Annotated in this window: 14 protein-coding genes; 6 read left to right on the forward strand and 8 right to left on the reverse strand. The window is 56.3% G+C overall.

Annotation, left to right across the window (positions count from 1 at the left end):
- Positions 1–10 precede the first annotated feature (10 nt).
- On the reverse strand, positions 11–1,894 hold the full coding sequence (locus tag CX650_RS09115; RefSeq protein WP_229799885.1) for a sensor histidine kinase: 1,884 nt from the start codon (positions 1,892–1,894) through the stop codon (positions 11–13).
- A 142-nt stretch (positions 1,895–2,036) separates the two neighbouring features.
- On the opposite strand from CX650_RS09115, the gene dsrO reads away from it, so the two are divergent.
- From dsrO to CX650_RS09135, 4 genes are all read left to right on the forward strand, one after another.
- Positions 2,037–2,780, forward strand: coding sequence for a sulfate reduction electron transfer complex DsrMKJOP subunit DsrO (gene dsrO / locus CX650_RS09120; RefSeq protein WP_039034479.1), 744 nt, complete (start codon positions 2,037–2,039; stop codon positions 2,778–2,780).
- Positions 2,770–3,843, forward strand: a complete 1,074-nt coding sequence (gene nrfD, locus CX650_RS09125) for an NrfD/PsrC family molybdoenzyme membrane anchor subunit (RefSeq protein WP_101095626.1) — start codon at positions 2,770–2,772, stop codon at positions 3,841–3,843. The genes dsrO and nrfD overlap by 11 nt, the downstream gene beginning before the upstream one ends.
- A complete protein-coding gene (locus CX650_RS09130) occupies positions 3,843–6,953 on the forward strand; it encodes a tetrathionate reductase subunit A (RefSeq protein ID WP_101095627.1) in 3,111 nt (1,036 codons plus the stop codon). Before nrfD ends, CX650_RS09130 begins: the two co-directional genes overlap by 1 nt.
- Before the next feature lie 179 nt (positions 6,954–7,132).
- Positions 7,133–7,600, forward strand: a complete 468-nt coding sequence (locus CX650_RS09135; protein ID WP_101095628.1) for a chemotaxis protein CheX — start codon at positions 7,133–7,135, stop codon at positions 7,598–7,600.
- 58 nt (positions 7,601–7,658) lie between these two features.
- Here the strand turns inward: CX650_RS09135 and alr are convergent, their stop codons facing one another.
- The gene (alr, locus tag CX650_RS09140) at positions 7,659–8,735 is read right to left on the reverse strand and encodes an alanine racemase (RefSeq protein ID WP_101095629.1); all 1,077 of its coding nucleotides are present in this window, start codon (positions 8,733–8,735) and stop codon (positions 7,659–7,661) included.
- A gap of 68 nt (positions 8,736–8,803) precedes the next feature.
- Positions 8,804–10,210 carry a replicative DNA helicase gene (gene dnaB / locus CX650_RS09145; protein WP_101095630.1) on the reverse strand — a complete coding sequence of 469 codons (1,407 nt, stop codon included), beginning with the start codon at positions 10,208–10,210 and terminating at the stop codon, positions 8,804–8,806.
- Between the two features lie 130 nt (positions 10,211–10,340).
- On the opposite strand from dnaB, the gene CX650_RS09150 reads away from it, so the two are divergent.
- Complete coding sequence (locus CX650_RS09150; RefSeq protein WP_101095631.1) at positions 10,341–12,542, forward strand: S46 family peptidase; 2,202 nt, start codon at positions 10,341–10,343, stop codon at positions 12,540–12,542.
- 296 nt (positions 12,543–12,838) lie between these two features.
- Here the strand turns inward: CX650_RS09150 and rplI are convergent, their stop codons facing one another.
- The 4 genes from rplI to rpsF are packed head-to-tail and all read right to left on the reverse strand — an operon-like array spanning position 12,839 to position 14,276.
- Positions 12,839–13,291, reverse strand: coding sequence for a 50S ribosomal protein L9 (gene rplI, locus CX650_RS09155; RefSeq protein WP_025009345.1), 453 nt, complete (start codon positions 13,289–13,291; stop codon positions 12,839–12,841).
- A 30-nt stretch (positions 13,292–13,321) separates the two neighbouring features.
- Positions 13,322–13,549: a 30S ribosomal protein S18 gene (rpsR, locus tag CX650_RS09160; protein WP_025009344.1), complete on the reverse strand. Its 228-nt coding sequence runs from the start codon at positions 13,547–13,549 to the stop codon at positions 13,322–13,324.
- 11 nt (positions 13,550–13,560) lie between these two features.
- Positions 13,561–13,866: a primosomal replication protein N gene (gene priB / locus CX650_RS09165; RefSeq protein ID WP_028779665.1), complete on the reverse strand. Its 306-nt coding sequence runs from the start codon at positions 13,864–13,866 to the stop codon at positions 13,561–13,563.
- Positions 13,867–13,874: 8 nt separating this feature from the next.
- Positions 13,875–14,276 (reverse strand): 30S ribosomal protein S6, encoded by a 402-nt coding sequence (rpsF, locus tag CX650_RS09170; RefSeq protein WP_025009342.1) that lies wholly within the window; start codon positions 14,274–14,276, stop codon positions 13,875–13,877.
- Between the two features lie 205 nt (positions 14,277–14,481).
- Here rpsF and CX650_RS09175 point away from each other — a divergent pair, with 205 nt between their 5' ends.
- Positions 14,482–15,225, forward strand: coding sequence for a DUF481 domain-containing protein (locus tag CX650_RS09175; protein WP_039034472.1), 744 nt, complete (start codon positions 14,482–14,484; stop codon positions 15,223–15,225).
- 26 nt (positions 15,226–15,251) lie between these two features.
- Here the strand turns inward: CX650_RS09175 and CX650_RS09180 are convergent, their stop codons facing one another.
- On the reverse strand, positions 15,252–15,758 hold the full coding sequence (locus CX650_RS09180) for a hypothetical protein (protein ID WP_157823010.1): 507 nt from the start codon (positions 15,756–15,758) through the stop codon (positions 15,252–15,254).
- Positions 15,759–15,821 lie beyond the last annotated feature (63 nt).

Genomic DNA, 15,821 nt, shown 5'->3' on the forward strand with positions numbered 1-15,821 from the left:
CAAAACGGGTTTAAGCCAGCACCACAGTGACCAGACAACCGCCCTCTGGCGGCTGCAGCAGGCTGATGCTGCCGCCATGGCTCTCGGCGATTTCGCGGCAGATCACCAGCCCCAGCCCCAGGCCATCTGTCTTGGTACTGGTAAAGGCCTGCATCAGGCTCTTGCCATCCTGTTTAAGCCCTGGGCCATTGTCCTGCACTTCCAGCAAGAGCTTGCCGGGCTGAGATTGATAATCCAGCCGCAGCGCAATAATTCGCTCGGCTTTAGGTTCTTCAGCCAAGGCTTCGATGGCATTCTTAAGCAGATTCAACAAGAGTTGCTGCATGGCGACCGTATCCAGTTGCATGGGGCTTTCTTCGCCGACAATCTGCCAATCAACGCGGATCGCTTGTTTCTCCAATTCATGCCCCAGCAGAATAAGCGTCTCGCTCAGCAAGGGGCTGAACGGCTGCAACTGTTTTTGCGGCGGGCGCTTTTTCAAAAGCCCCCTGAGCCTTTGAATGATACCGTGGGCGCGGCCCACTTCCGCCTGTATCTGCTCCAGTGCCAGCGGCAACTTGTCCAGTTGCCCCTGTTGCAGCCTGACACTGGCGCCGTGGCAATAGTTGCCTATGGCCGCCAAAGGTTGGTTCAGCTCATGGGCCAGGCTGGCACCCAGTTCACCGGCCACCGCCGCCCGCTGGGCATGTTCCAGCAGACTGAGGTTTTCACTCAGTTGCCGCTGGGCCTTGGCCAGTTCCCGGCCGCGGCGACTGAAACTGTATTCGAGCCAGAAGTGATAACCGTTGAGCAGCACCAGCAGCGCCAGCAAGCTCCAGCCCCAATGACTGTGGGCCTTGAGCCACTGCAACGCCCTTTGCCACCAAGGCGCCTGCAATGGGTGCAGGTCCAGATCCTTGAGCAGCTTATCAATGGCCAGTTGACTGACCGCCGTGGTCCACCCCAGCGAGCCGGACATTTTGGCCGCCTCACTGTCCTCCGGCAGTGCCAATAGGGCCAGGGTCAACTGCTTGGCCAGCCCCTGACCGGCACGGCTGGTCTTGGCCATGGACCAGTTGGGATAGAGGCGGGTCGACACCTCGCAGGCAAACCCTGCCGGCGCCTGGTTGTCCAGCACCCGATAGTGCCCGGCATCGATAAGCCCCTCCGCCGCCATCTGCTCCAACTGGCAGACTGGCACCACGGCGGCGTCTATGCTGCCATCGCGCAGGCGATAGAGCAGATTATCCAGCGGGAATCCCAAAGATTGGATCTCGGCCACATAGCTTGGCAGATCAATCTGCTTGAGCCGCGCTTCATACACCAAGGTCAGGTAGCCGCCGAAGGCCTGGGTCGAGACTATCCCCAGACGCTTGTGCCTGAGATCTTGCAGATGTTGCAAGCTGGACTCGCTTCTTACCACCAGCGCCGAACCCACCTGCATCGGCTCACCGGCATTGAGGCGGCTCTTGAGGGTTGCCAGCCAGCTTAAGGAATACTGCCGCGCCAACAGCACAGATTGGCCCGGATTGGTGATCACAAAGTCCAGCTCCTGAGCAGCCACCGCCTGCGACAGCTGCTCCAGCGTCAAGGGGTGCAGGCGAAAGTAATATCCCGGGATCTGCTGCTCGAGCCAATTCATGGTGGGTTGCCAACGGTTGATGCTGTCGCTGTAGCCCCGGGTAGCCAACACACCTATATCCACCACCGCCTTATCGGTCAGCGCTCCGCTTGTCATGGCTGGGCCTGATAGCGGCAAAGGCTCAGTCGCTGCCGCAGCTGACGGCCAATGGCCGAGCAGTACAGTCGCAAACAGATAACACAGTAGATACAGGGTTCTCATCTCTTGGTTTTGGCTCCGGTTAGGAAATGTTGCGGCCACAAGCGGCAGGGTCAGCATCAGTCTGCCCGCCATTCTAGCCTCAATTTCTTGCGCTGGATCAATAGCGGCCCCGATATGTGGAAAACCACTATAGAGACCAGGGGCGCCAGTTGCCGAGAATACAGGCAACAGGAGCCCGGTGGGTTTCCAATCACCGCAAGACTCAGGAGTCTGTATGGACAAGAGTAAACGTCAACTACTGGGGCAAATCGCCGCCATCAGCGCCGGAGCTGCGTTTTTGCCCGTCGCCCAGGCATCGACCGCCAAGCCCCAGGCAACCAGTGGCAAACGCTATGGCATGCTGATCGACCTGCGCCGCTGCGTCGGTTGCCAGGCTTGTACTGTCGCCTGCACCATAGAAAATCAACCCCCATTGGGGCAGTTTCGTACCACAGTCAACCAGTATGAAGTGACCCAAGGGCAGGAAAGCGCCTTTATGATGCTGCCCAGGCTCTGCAATCACTGCGAAAACCCACCCTGCATCCCGGTTTGCCCCACAGGCGCCACATTCCAGCGCCAGGACGGCATAGTGGTAGTCGACAGCCACTGGTGTGTCGGCTGCGGCTACTGTGTCCAGGCCTGTCCCTACGATGCGCGCTTTATCAACCATGACACCAACACCGCCGACAAGTGCACCTTCTGCGCCCATCGGCTGGAAGCGGGCTTGCTACCGGCCTGCGTCGAAACCTGTGTCGGTGAGGCCAGGATCATCGGCGATCTCAACGATCCCGGCAGCCAAATCAGTCGCATGCTGGCCGAGCACAGAGACGAGATCAAGGTACTCAAGCCCTCGGCCGAAACCTCGCCCTGCGTATTCTATCTGGGGATGACAGCCGCATTTGAAGAAAGGATCCGCGGCGAAGCGCCGGTTCGCAGCCTGATGACCGCCACTGGAGAGGAGTTGCACCATGGACATTAAAGAGATCTTGACCCCGGATATCGCCATCACCTGGTTACCCTGGGCGGTGCAATACTTCTTTATGATGGGACTGGCCTATTCCGCGGTGTGGATTGCGGCGCTGACCATTATCCGCCCCGGCGCCAAGGATAAGCGCCTGCTGACACTCTGCGGCAGCCTGATCCTCAGCACCGCCATAGTGGCACCTGTGGCACTCTTGGCCGATCTGCACCAACCCGCCCGCGCCTGGCACTTCTATATGCAGCTCAGACCGGATTCCTGGATGTGGTATGGCGCCTGGTTACTGCCGCTGTTTATGACAGCGGCGCTGGCCTTTGCCTACCTCTTGCTGCGCCCTTCCCTTCCGACTCAGCCCAAAGATGGCTGGAGCCGCCTGGGATACTGGTTACGCCTGGGGAACTGGCAAGGTGAGCCCTGGCTCAAGCCGATGGCCTGGGTTGCCCTGCTCAGCGGCCTGAGTATCGCCCTCTACACCGGCATGGAAACCATGGCCATCAAGGCCAGGCCACTGTGGCACAGCTACTGGCTGCCGCCCCTGTTCGCCGCCAGTGCCCTGGCCGCCGGCAGCGGCATGCTGATTTGGCTCAACCGCCTGTTCAATGGCCATAAGCAGGAGACCGACAAACAGCTGCTGCTCTGGCTGCGTGGCTCCTTCGCCCTGTTTGCCCTGTTGCTTATCGGCTGGGCCCTCAGTGGCGGCAACAGCGCCAATGAAGCCAGATTACTGCTCGGCGACAGCCCCAGTTGGCAACTGGCCGCTATCTGGGTGCTGGCAACCCTGGCCTTGTTGGCTCTGCTGCTGGCCTTCAGACATCTGCCCCGCTGGGCCTTGCTGTTTGGCAGCTTTGCCGCCATCCACCTGGCTTGGGGCTTTCGCTGGCTGGTGCTTATCCAGGCACAGACGGATCCCAAGTATGGCGCCGGCACCTACTTCTATGAACTGCCCTGGGGCCCACAGGGGCTGCTGGGGATCCTGGGTACCTTTGGCCTATGGCTGGCCCTGATCACCCTGATTTCCGAACTGATACGTCAGTCTGCCACCGGACTGAAAGGAGCCGCATAATGGACAAGAGTAAACGCCGTTTTATCAAAGGGGCTGCCATCACAGGTGGTACCGGACTGTTTGTTGCAGGCTACAGCCACACCCTGACCCAGTTGGGCAAGGGCCTGGTCAATGGCAGCTCGGGCAAAAATACCCAAGAAGCGATTCATGGCAACTCGCTGGCACCTGAGCTCAGGGTTGACCTGAATAGCGGCCAACTGAGCGCCAATGACAACCAGCACCTGGCCAACACCATGTGTTTCGGCTGCTGGACCAAGTGCGGGGTACGGGCCCGTATCGATAATGAAACCGACAGCATTATCCGTATCAGTGGTAATCCTTATCATCCGCTGTCGGCCCGTGAACACCTGGACTTTGACACCCCGGTGCGCGATGCCCTGGTGTCCACCAGCGCCTGGCAGGAGCAGGGGCTTGCCGGGCGTTCCACCGCCTGCGCCCGCGGCAACGCCATGCTGGAGTTACTGGACAGCCCCTATCGGGTAACACGCTGCCTGAAACGGGTCGGCCCCAGAGGTTCGGGCCAGTGGCAGAGCATAGCATTCGAGCAGTTGCTCAAGGAGGTTGTCGAAGGTGGCGATCTGTTTGGTGAAGGCCATGTGGATGGACTCAGGGCGATTCGCGATCTCAACACGCCTTTGGATCCCGCCAACCCTGAATATGGTCCCAAGGCCAATCAGCTATTGGTCAGCAACGCCTCGGATGAGGGGCGGGACACGCTGATAAAACGCTTCACCTTCAATAGCTTCGGCACCCGTAACTTTGCCAACCACGGCTCTTACTGTGGCTTCAGCTATCGGGCCGGTGCCGGCGCCTTGCTGGACGATCTGAAAAAGTACGCCCACTTGAAACCGGACTGGGATCATGCCGAGTTCTTGTTGTTCATCGGCACTTCACCGCAGCAATCCGGCAACCCCTTCAAGCGCCAAGCGCGGCAAATGGCCAATGCCAGGGTCAACAACCGCAACTTCAGCTATGTTGTGGTTTCGCCCATGCTGCCCAACACCTCCAATCTGGCGTCGGCGCCGGACAATGTCTGGTTGCCGATCCGCCCGGCCACAGACGCCTCGCTGGCGATGGCTATGCTGCGCTGGATCATCGACAATCAGCGCTACAGCGCCGAGTTTCTCAGCGCTCCCAATGCCAAGGCCGCCAAAGCCGCCGGTTTCCGCGGTTTCAGTAATGCCGGTTTCCTGGTGCATTCAGACCAGGCGCATCCGAGGTACGGCCAATATCTGCACGCCAGCGAATTGGGGTTGGCCTTCAGCGGCAAGCCCTTCGGTGATGAAGACCCCTTGCTGGTGCTGGACGCCATCAGCGGTGAACCCATGGCCGCCGAGGCCTGCCCCAAGGCGCAGCTTGAAGTGGACAGCAGACTCACAGGCCCAAATGGCCAGAGCCTGGCCTGCAAAAGCAGTTTCAGCCTGCTGGCCGAATCGGCCCGGCTCAAGACATTGGTGCAATACAGCGCCGAATGCGATGTGCCGGTCGATGAGATTGAAGCCCTGGCCAACAAGTTCACCAGCCATGGCAGCAAGGCGGCGGTGATCAGCCACGGCGGCACCATGAGCAGTGATGGCTTCTATACCGCCTGGGCCATCATGATGCTCAACGCCATGATAGGCAATATCAACCAAAAGGGCGGCGCGCTGGCCAAGGGCGGTACTTTCCCGGCCTTCGGCAAAGGCCCACGCTACAATCTGGCCGAGTTTGACGGCATGGTGCAGCCCAAGGGAGTATTCCTGTCGCGCTCCCGTTTCCCCTATGAAAAAAGCTCGGAATACAAGCGCAAGCAGCAGGCCGGCGAGTCGCCCTACCCGGCAAAGGAGCCCTGGTTCCCGATCTCGGCGCCCATGTTGAGCGAGCATCTAACTGCGGCGGTCAACGGTTACCCTTATTCGCTCAAGGCCTGGATCAACCATATGGGCAACCCTGTCTATGGTCAGGCCGGGCTCGGCGCCGCCATAGGCGATAAACTCAAAGATCCCAAGGTGCTGCCGCTGTTTATCAGTATCGATAGCTTTATCAACGAAACCACGGCGTTATCCGACTATATAGTGCCGGACACCCTCACCTATGAGTCCTGGGGCTGGACCTCGGCCTGGCAGGGCACCATGACCAAGATAGCCACCGGCCGCTGGCCGATAGTCAAACCCAGGGTAGAGCACACAGTGGATGGCGATCCCGTGTGCATGGAAAGCTTTCTTACCCGGGTTGCCATGGCGCTGGCCTTGCCCGGCTTCGGTGAAAATGCGGTGCTGGCCCATGATGGCACACGCCACCCGCTGACTCGCGCCGCCGACTTTTCTCTCTACGGCGCCGCCAACGTCGCCTGGTTGGGAGAAAAAGTCCCCGCCATAGGCAAGGAAGATCTCTATTGGTCCGGGGTTGCCAGGATCATTCCCGAACTCAAGGCTCGTCTCGGTGAAGAGGAAGCATCGAGAGTGGCTTATCTCTATGCCCGCGGCGGCCGTTTCGAATCAATGAACCAGGCCAGGGACGCCGAAGGCAACCCCACCAAGGTCTGGCCCAAGCCGATGATGTTGTGGAACCCTCAGGTGGGCAGTCGCCGTCACTCCCAGAGCGGCGAGTTTCTCAGTGGCTGTCCGCGCAGTTATGGTCAGCGCCTGGCCGATGGCACAGAACTCAGGCAAGCCTTCGACCGCCAGTCCTGGCCCATGTTGCTGTCGAGTTACAAGTCGCACACCATGAGCTCCATGAGTATCGGCTCTGACAGGCTCAGACAGGTGCACCCCAATAATCCAGTGCGGATCAATAAAGACACGGCCCAAAGATTGGGGATAGCCACAGGGGATACAGTGAAAATCAGCACCCCCAACGGCAGTGTGCTGGCATTGGTGGAATGCGTCGCCGGCGTGCATCCCGAGTGTATCGCCATCGAACACGGCTTTGGTCACAAGGAGCTCGGCGCGCGGGCATTCAGCATAGATGACAAGCAGGTTGCCGCCAACCCGCTGATCCGCGCCGGGGTTAACCTCAACGATCTCGCCGTGCTGGATCCCAGCCGCTCGGGTTCCTATCCCCTGGTGGATTGGGCCAGCGGCGCCTCGGCCCGCCAGGGACTGCCGGCCAAAATCGAAAAAGTCTCCTGAAGCTCGTTCTGTGCCCGGTTTTTATGCCGGGCACAGTTTTTCCGGGCAAGAAATCGCCACAGAGCCCAAGCCATTGTTCTAAGCTAATAAGAGTGTGATCCAGTGGGCTGGAGTGAAACCGCTTATGGATTAGCCTTGCACTATCCGCATCCCTTGGCAGCAAGAGGAACAAATCCGGCATGAATGTCACTTTTATCAATCCCTTTCTTCAGTCACTCCTCAACGTAGTTTCCACCATGGCCAACATGCAGTTGACCCCGGGTAAGCCCAGACTCAAGACAGACAACCTGGCCAAAGGTGATGTCTCCGGGCTTATCGGTATGGTGGGCCCACAGACCAAAGGATCACTGTCGATCACCTTTGAACAAGAGCTGATCCTGGAGATAATGCAAAATATGCTGGGAGAAAACCCCGGCAATATCAATGAAGAAGTGACAGATCTGGTGGGGGAAATCACCAACATGGTGACCAGCGGCGCCAAGAATCTGTTGTCGGACAAGGGCTATGAGTTTGAAATGGCCACCCCTGTGGTGGTTTCCGGCATAGGCCATAAGATTTCCCATCAGGCTCAGGGCAAGAAGATAATCATGCCTTTTGTCGCTCCCAAGGGCTCGGCCTACATAGAGATCTGTTTCGAAGGACAGTAATGACAAAGGGCGCCGAGGCGCCCTTTATTATTTGCCAACTCAATGGCATGATTCAGACTCAATCGAGGCAGACAGCCACTCTGGGAGTCAACTTGGTCACCAGTTCATAGGCCACGGTTTCGATATGAGCCGCCACCTCTTCCACCGGTAACGCCGGCCCCCACAAGAGGGCGTCATCACCGACCGCGTCCCGGGCATCAGGCCCCAGATCCACAGTCAGCATATCCATCGACACCCTGCCAACCACAGGCACCCGGCGACCATTAATCAGCACAGGCGTGCCCTCGGGGGCATTGCGGGGATAACCGTCACCGTAACCTATAGCCACCACCCCGAGACAGGTATCTCTTGATGAACGCCAAAAGCTTCCATAGCCCACGCTCTCCCCGGCCTTGTGCTCGCGCACGGCTATCAGTTGTGACACCAGACTCATGGCCGGTTGCAGGTCGTGGTTGGCGCCTCGGTCACCGACAACAGGGGACACCCCATAGAGGGCGATACCCGGGCGAATCCAGTTTTGCTGGCTGCTGGGCCAATAGAGGGCACCGGCCGAGTTGGCCAGACTGCGGTCGCCATCCAACCCGGCGGTGAGCTGGTTGAAATGCTCCAACTGCTTGCGGGTATAGTCATTGTCCGGCTCATCGGCGCAGGCGAAATGGGTCATCAGATTGATGGGCTTGGCCACTTGCGGGCAATCCAGCAGCCGCTGATACACCTCGCTAAACTCGTCGCTGCGAAAACCCAATCTGTGCATGCCGCTGTCGACCTTGAGCCACACAGTTACCGGCTTATCCAGCTTGGCTTGCTCCAGCATCTGCAACTGCGACTCATGATGCACCACAGTGTCTATGTCATGCTTAACCAGTAGAGGCAACTCAGTACTGCGAAAAAAACCTTCGAGCAACAACAGCTTGGCCGTTACGCCACCGGCCCTGAGCTCCAACGCTTCTTCGAGCCGCGCCAGACCGAAGCCGTCAGCACTGCTCAGGCTCTTGGCCACGTTCAGTGAGCCGTGGCCATAGCCGTTGGCCTTGACGACAGCAATAACTTTGCTGGCGGGCGCGATCTCACGCAGCCTGGCCAGATTATGTTGCAGCGCCCGGCTGCTAATCTCTGCTCTGGGAAAGGGTTTCAAAGCTTACCTTCAATCTTGGATTGGATGGCGCGCTCTCTGGCCGCGCCGGGAAAACCGTCCGCAGAGGTTTAGTCCTCTTCAAATTGCGGACCGGCGTAATTGTCAAAGCGGGAGAACATCCCCTGGAAAGTCAGCCTGACCCGGCCTATGGGGCCGTTACGTTGCTTACCTATGATGATCTCTGCCGTGCCTTTATCGGGCGAATCGTCGTTATACACCTCGTCACGATAAATAAACATGATAAGGTCCGCATCCTGCTCGATAGAGCCGGATTCACGCAAGTCAGAGTTTACCGGGCGTTTATCGGCCCTTTGCTCCAATGAGCGGTTCAGCTGTGACAGGGCGATCACCGGGATCTCCAGCTCCTTGGCCAAAGCCTTGAGCGAGCGGGAGATTTCAGCAATTTCCAGGGTCCGGTTATCGGCCAACGCCGGCACCTGCATCAACTGCAGGTAGTCGACCATGATCATAGACAGACCACCGTATTCCCGGGCGATACGCCTGGCCCTGCTGCGCACTTCGGTCGGTGTCAGGCCCGAGCTGTCATCGATATACATCTTGCCCTGCTCGAGCATGATCCCCATGGTGGATGACACCCGCGCCCAATCATCATCATCCAGCTGGCCGGTACGTATCTTGGTCTGGTCCACCCGGCCAAGCGACGCCAACATACGCATCATGATCTGTTCCGAGGGCATCTCGAGACTGAAGATAAGCACTGGCTTGTCTTCATTGAGCGCCGCGTATTCACAAAGGTTCATCGCAAAGGTGGTCTTACCCATGGAAGGACGGGCCGCGACAATAACCAGATCACCGGACTGGAAACCTGCGGTCATCTTATCCAGATCGGAGAAGCCGCTGGATACCCCGGTCACACCGTTGTGCGGGTTGTTGTACAGCTGCTCAATCTTGTCGACCGTTTTTTCGAGGATGGTCTTGATCCCCTCCGGGCCCTCGTTGGCGTTGGCGCGCTGCTCGGCTATCTTGAACACCTTGGTTTCGGCCAAGTCCAGCAAGGCGCCTGAGTCCCGCCCCTCTGGGTTGTAACCGGCATCGGCAATCTCATGTGCCACCCGGATCATCTCCCGCACCACGGCACGCTCGCGCACGATTTCGGCGTAGGAGAGAATATTACCGGCGCTGGGGGTATTCTTGGCGATCTCACCCAGATAGGTAAAACCACCGGCATCTTCCAGCTCGTCAGTCAGTTCCAGTTGTTCTGAAACCGTAATCAAATCTATGGGTTGGCCATTTTCTACTAGCTTTTGCATGGCACCGAAAATCAGCCTGTGGGAACGGGAGTAAAAGTCTTCTCTGACCACGGCCTCGGACACCTTGTCCCAGGCCTCTGCATCCAGCATTAGTCCCCCGAGCACGGATTGCTCCGCCTCAATGGAGTGGGGGGGCAGCTTGAGCGCGTCAACCTGGACGTCTCTTCGCTTATCTTTGGCCTTAAAGGCACCTTGCTGTTGCATAAATCTCCAACTCTCCAACAATCAGGCAAAATGTGATATAAAACCCGGTTCAATCAGAACAGGAATTTTACACCTACAATCACCTGTTTTTCATATCCAAACGGACACTAACAATAAATAAGGAATGAACATGCGCAATGCATTGGCTGCAGCCTTGGCGCTGACCTCCGGCCTCGCCATAGCCGATGAAGGGCAGTGGCAACCTTACCAAATGCCCTCTATTGCCGACAAGCTCAGTGAGCGCGGCATCGCCATCCCGGCAGAGCAACTGGCCGATCTCGGAAAGTACCCCATGAACGCCGTGGTGGGCCTCGGCTATTGTACCGCCAGTTTCGTCTCACCCCAAGGATTGGTTGTCACCAACCATCACTGTGCCTATCGGGGTATCCAATACAACAGCACCAAAGAACACAACTATCTGGCCGACGGCTTTTTGGCCAAAGAACAACGCCTGGAGCCTTCGGCCGGTCCCAACGAGCGCCTCTATGTCACCGAGGCGGTCACAGATGTCACAGATAAAATAACGGTCAACCTGCCGAGCGAGCCACTGGCGCGTTATGAAGCCATCCAGGCCAACAGCAAGGCGGTGGTCAAAGAGTGTGAAGCCGACGACAACTACCGCTGCTCAGTACGTAGTTTCCACAATGGACTTGAATACTACCTGATCAAACAGCTGATTATTCGCGATGTGCGCCTGGTTTATGCGCCACCCGAGAGTGTTGGCGGTTTCGGTGGCGACATAGATAACTATGAATACCCTCGTCACAGCGGCGACTTTACCTTCCTCAGGGCTTATGTCGGCAAGGATGGCAAACCGGCAGCCTATGCCGAGGATAACGTGCCTTATCAGCCCAAGAGCTTCCTCAAGGTCAATGCCGATGGCGTTAAGGCCGGTGATGGCGTGTTTGTGGCCGGTTACCCGGGTTCAACCAGCCGCTACCGCCTGACCTCAGAGCTGAGATTCGCCAGCGACTGGCTCTATCCGACCCAAGCCGCCCGCTATCAGGCCAAAATCGACACCATTGAGGGCATGGGCGCTTCCGACAAGGATATCGCCATCAAGTATGCCGGGACTCTGGCCGGCATGGCCAACCGGATGAAAAAACTCAACGGCTTATTGGATGGCTTCCACGCCACTGACATCGCCGCCATCAAGCAGGTCGAGGAAAATGCCTTCCGCGACTGGCTGGCCAAAGATAAAGACGCACAGCCGCTGATGGCGCAACTGAGTGAGCTCGAACAACTGCTGGCCGAGCAACAGCACAAGTATCAGCAGAGCTACTATTTTGACAACGCTCAATCCAGTGCTCTGCTCGGCGCCGCCAAGCAGCTTTATCGCCTGGCCAAAGAAAACCAAAAGCCGGATGCCGAGCGCGAAGCGGGTTATCAAGAACGTGACATGAAGATGTTCGCTGCCCGTCTCAAGCGACTTGATTCCAGCTTCGATATCAGCGTCGACAAGACACTATGGCAGATGGATATCGACGCCTACCTGGCGCAGGATAACCGGGTCGCCGTGATGGATCAGTTGCTGACACCCGAGCAAGGCATCAGCCTGGGCGACAAGCTCGAAGGCATGTATGCCCTGACCGAGCTGACCGACCCAGAAAAACGCCTCGACTGGATGCAGGCCAAGCCAGAAGCTTTCGAGAGCAGCAGCGATCCCTTCATTCGTATGGCAGTAGCCCTGTACGACACCAATATGGCGCAGGAAAAAGCCGACAAGGAACTGGCCGGTAAGCTGTCCATCGCCCGCCCCGCCTACATGAAGGCGATCATCGCCTATAACAAGGCCATGGGTAAGCCTGTCTATCCGGATGCCAACGGCACCTTAAGGATCAGCTATGGTATGGTCGATGGCTATCAGTCCCGTGATGCGCTCTACAAGCAACCTTTTACCAAGCTGGAAGGGATAGTTGCCAAGCACACAGGTGTCGAGCCCTACAATGCACCGCAAAAGCTGCTGGATGCCATCAAGCAGGGACGACTGGGCGAGCATAAGGTGCAGCACTTGTATCAGGATCCCCGCAGCTGGTTGTGCCGCCTGTTCTCCTGCCTGGATAACCCGGCCGAGTTCAACTCTGTACCGGTTAACTTCCTCTCCAGCGTAGATACCACAGGAGGCAATTCAGGCTCCCCTGTGTTTAACGGCAAGGGCGAGCTGGTTGGTCTCAACTTTGACTCCACCTATGAAGCCATCACCAAAGATTGGTACTTCAACCCCACCATCACCCGCGCCGTACACGTGGATATCCGCTACATTCTGTGGATGATGGATGAAGTAGATCATGCCGACAACCTGCTCAAAGAGCTGGAACTGGTGCGCAACTGATAGCCACTAATCTGCAATACCCCTGAAAACACCCGCCCCGGCGGGTGTTTTCGTCTCTGTAGTCATCGCCAATCAAGTCAGCAGCGCTTCTACCAGAGATAACAAATCTTCAATCAATGCCGCTGTAATAGCGACGTGAACAAGCGACTATATAGTAGTGAAGGTGTGCTGGTAATAGATGCTTGATTTGGGCATTCGCAGGCAAAGAAGAAAGGGGGGCCCCCGAGGCACTCAGCGACCAAACAGGCATAAAAAAACACCGCCCGAAGGCGGTGTTTTTCTAGTAAAAGCCGGGATTAAGCTTCAGCAACAACAGTTACTTTAACTACCGCTTTTACTTCAGTGTGCAGCTGAACTTCAACTTCGAAGTCGCCAGTAGTGCGCAGAGCGCCCAGTGGCAGACGTACTTCGGCTTTGGCCAGTTCAACGCCGGCAGCAGTTACTGCATCAGCGATGTCACGGGTACCGATAGAACCGAACAGCTTGCCTTCGTCACCGGCTTTAGAAGCGATAACAACCGCTTCCAGAGCAGAGATCTGCTCTGCACGAGCAGTGGCAGCGGCCAGGTCGGCAGCCAGTTTGGCTTCCAGCTCAGCACGACGAGCTTCGAAAACTTTTACGTTCTCAGCGTTGGCAACAACAGCTTTGCCTTTTGGCAGCAGGTAGTTACGAGCGTAACCGGCCTTAACTGATACCTGGTCACCCAGGTTGCCCAGGTTTGCGATTTTATCAAGCAGAATAACGTTCATTATCAATTCCTCTAGCTAGAACAGTGCCGATTACTGATGCAGATCAGTGTATGGCAGCAGTGACAGATAACGAGCACGCTTGATAGCGCGAGCCAGTTGACGCTGATACTTGGCAGAAGTACCAGTGATACGGCTTGGAACAATCTTACCGCTTTCTGTGATGTAGTTTTTCAGAGTAGCGATATCTTTGTAATCGATCTCCGTAACACCTTCAGCAGTGAAACGGCAGAACTTACGACGACGGAAATAACGTGCCATTTGACAGTCTCCTAATTTTTCAATTCGACATTTTCGGCGTGTAACACCAGTCGGCTTTGGCCATTGCGACTCTGTTGTAGAGCCAGAAAACCACTGACTTGGATATCCACACCCGCTTTCAGCTTGTCTGCTACGCTCTTGAAGCGTTCACCACTCAATATCACTTGAAGTTGGCAGTAGACGTTTCTGGGCAAATCGGCCTCGAAACGCTGCGACCTGTGTTCCAGTTGAAGTACCGTGTGAGGTATTCCAGCCGGGCTATCAAAGTGTCTGGACCGAATGACGGTACCGGACAACACCAAGTGATTGGTGGTCACAGAAAAACTTACTCAGCGCTTGCTTCAGCGTTTTCTTGGGTTTCTTCAGCAGCTTTTTCGCTAACGGCGCTGCGACGTGAATCGCGCTCGTCTTTAGCTTTGGCCATTGGAGATGCTTCAGTGATGGCAGCTTTAGTGCGCATCACCAGGCTACGCAGAACGGCGTCGTTGAAACGGAAAGCAGTTTCCAGCTCTTCAACAGACTCTGCAGTGGTCTCAACGTTCATCAGAACATAGTGAGCCTTGTGCAGATCCTGGATTGGGTAAGCCAGTTGGCGACGACCCCAGTCTTCCAAACGATGGATTTGACCGCCAGCTTCGGTGATAACACCTGTGTAGCGCTCAATCATACCTGGTACTTGTTCACTCTGATCAGGGTGAACCATAAATACGATTTCGTAATGACGCATTTAGTGCTCCTTACGGTTATCTAGCCTCGTGGTTGGCTCAGTCAGACCAAATGGAGGCAAGGAACGAAAATTAATGTGACTGAATTAGGCGCGAAATAGTACATAAAGGCCGCGGTAAATTCAAGCAATAACTTTGCCTCGGCCCCATCAGCAGGTATTATGTGACGCTAAATTTATGGCAGTGACAGCAAAAGACACAAGAATAATGACAAGATCCTCTGTATTGGCGTTATTGTTTGCGCTACCGACTTCGGCGTGGGCCTTGGTGCCTCCGGATTATCGCGAGCCTCCGAGCGACTTCACCGCTGAGATTGAGGCCGGCTTTCAGCTCAACACTGGTAACACAGACTCAAGCAGTTTCAATGGTCGCACCAAGTTGGTTTACGACACGGAAAACGCCAAACAGGAAGGAACCCTCAAGGCCTATTTCGCCTCTGACTCTGAAAAAACCACTGCCGAGAAGTACAATCTGCAACTGCAGTCCAACTACAAACTCAACGGCGGCTATATCTTCGGCCGCGGCGAATTTATCTGGGACAAGTTCGGTTCTTACACAGAAATTTATACCGCGTCCAGTGGTTATGGTTTCGATGCCATCAGTACCCGTCGTACCAAGTTGAGCTTCGAAGTCGGCCCGGGTTACCGATACAACATGCCCAAGGAAACCGATGCCGCTCCGGACCCTGTGGCCGAAAAGGATGTGATCCTGCGAACCGCGGCCAAGTTCGAGCAGAAAATCCACGAATACACCAGTTTCACTGCCGACCTGACCGCCGAGGTGGGCGAAAACAACAACACCCTGGCGCTGGACATGGGCTATAAAAATACCCTGTTTCAGGACTGGGCCTTCAAAATAGGCTTTAACGTCAAATATACAGAAGTGGTGCCGGAAGGCAGTAGACAGACAGATACCATCACCACCTTCAACCTGCTCTATACCTTTCAGTAACTCCCTCGCTTGAAGAGCTCTTTCAACTAAAGAGCTCCAAGAAAACACTCCAGGCTTAACGCTGAACGCTTGTCACCGCGCTCAAGCGCCTGCAGATAGCGATAGATGGCGGTTTCATGCCGCTCCAATAGACGAAAGGCAGCGCCGTACTCAGAGTTGATCTCGGCATCATCCGCCCACTTGGCATATTTTTGCTGGTAAGGTTCAACCCAGAGGCTGAGCGCCGCAAGCAACTCATGCCAGGGAAGCTTCAGCCAACTGTCCACTTCTTTTTGCGCTTGCATGCGCACTTGCTCCTGCAACGCCTCATCCAGACTCGTCAGTTCAGGCAGCAATTGCAGCAAAGCCTTGGCAGTATATTGTTCCACCTTGAACAGTAGAGAAAATGCGGCTTGGCTTTCTATTAAGTGGCTTTCAGTTAAGTGGATTTCTGTTAACTGGCTTTCAGTTGCCTGAAAATGATAATCCCGGCCCAGGCGCTCGAAGAACGCCATGCCATAGATTTCACCCAGATAGCCTTGTTGCAGTTGCATGGGATACGGGCCGGCACTGCTATACAGTTTATGGCCCGTATTCTCAAGAGAGGCTGCCATATT

The organism is Shewanella indica, from assembly GCF_002836975.1.
GTDB classification, from domain to species: domain Bacteria; phylum Pseudomonadota; class Gammaproteobacteria; order Enterobacterales; family Shewanellaceae; genus Shewanella; species Shewanella indica.

Coding starts and splice junctions, on each gene's coding strand:
- rpsR (WP_025009344.1), bottom strand. CDS start 13,549: ATGGCACGTTATTTCCGTCGTCGTAAGTTCTGCCGTTTCACTGCTGAA.
- CX650_RS09130 (WP_101095627.1), top strand. CDS start 3,843: ATGGACAAGAGTAAACGCCGTTTTATCAAAGGGGCTGCCATCACAGGT.
- CX650_RS09150 (WP_101095631.1), top strand. CDS start 10,341: ATGCGCAATGCATTGGCTGCAGCCTTGGCGCTGACCTCCGGCCTCGCC.
- CX650_RS09115 (WP_229799885.1), bottom strand. CDS start 1,894: ATGGCGGGCAGACTGATGCTGACCCTGCCGCTTGTGGCCGCAACATTT.
- dnaB (WP_101095630.1), bottom strand. CDS start 10,210: ATGCAACAGCAAGGTGCCTTTAAGGCCAAAGATAAGCGAAGAGACGTC.
- CX650_RS09175 (WP_039034472.1), top strand. CDS start 14,482: ATGACAAGATCCTCTGTATTGGCGTTATTGTTTGCGCTACCGACTTCG.
- rpsF (WP_025009342.1), bottom strand. CDS start 14,276: ATGCGTCATTACGAAATCGTATTTATGGTTCACCCTGATCAGAGTGAA.
- CX650_RS09135 (WP_101095628.1), top strand. CDS start 7,133: ATGAATGTCACTTTTATCAATCCCTTTCTTCAGTCACTCCTCAACGTA.
- nrfD (WP_101095626.1), top strand. CDS start 2,770: ATGGACATTAAAGAGATCTTGACCCCGGATATCGCCATCACCTGGTTA.
- CX650_RS09180 (WP_157823010.1), bottom strand. CDS start 15,758: ATGCAACTGCAACAAGGCTATCTGGGTGAAATCTATGGCATGGCGTTC.
- rplI (WP_025009345.1), bottom strand. CDS start 13,291: ATGAACGTTATTCTGCTTGATAAAATCGCAAACCTGGGCAACCTGGGT.
- dsrO (WP_039034479.1), top strand. CDS start 2,037: ATGGACAAGAGTAAACGTCAACTACTGGGGCAAATCGCCGCCATCAGC.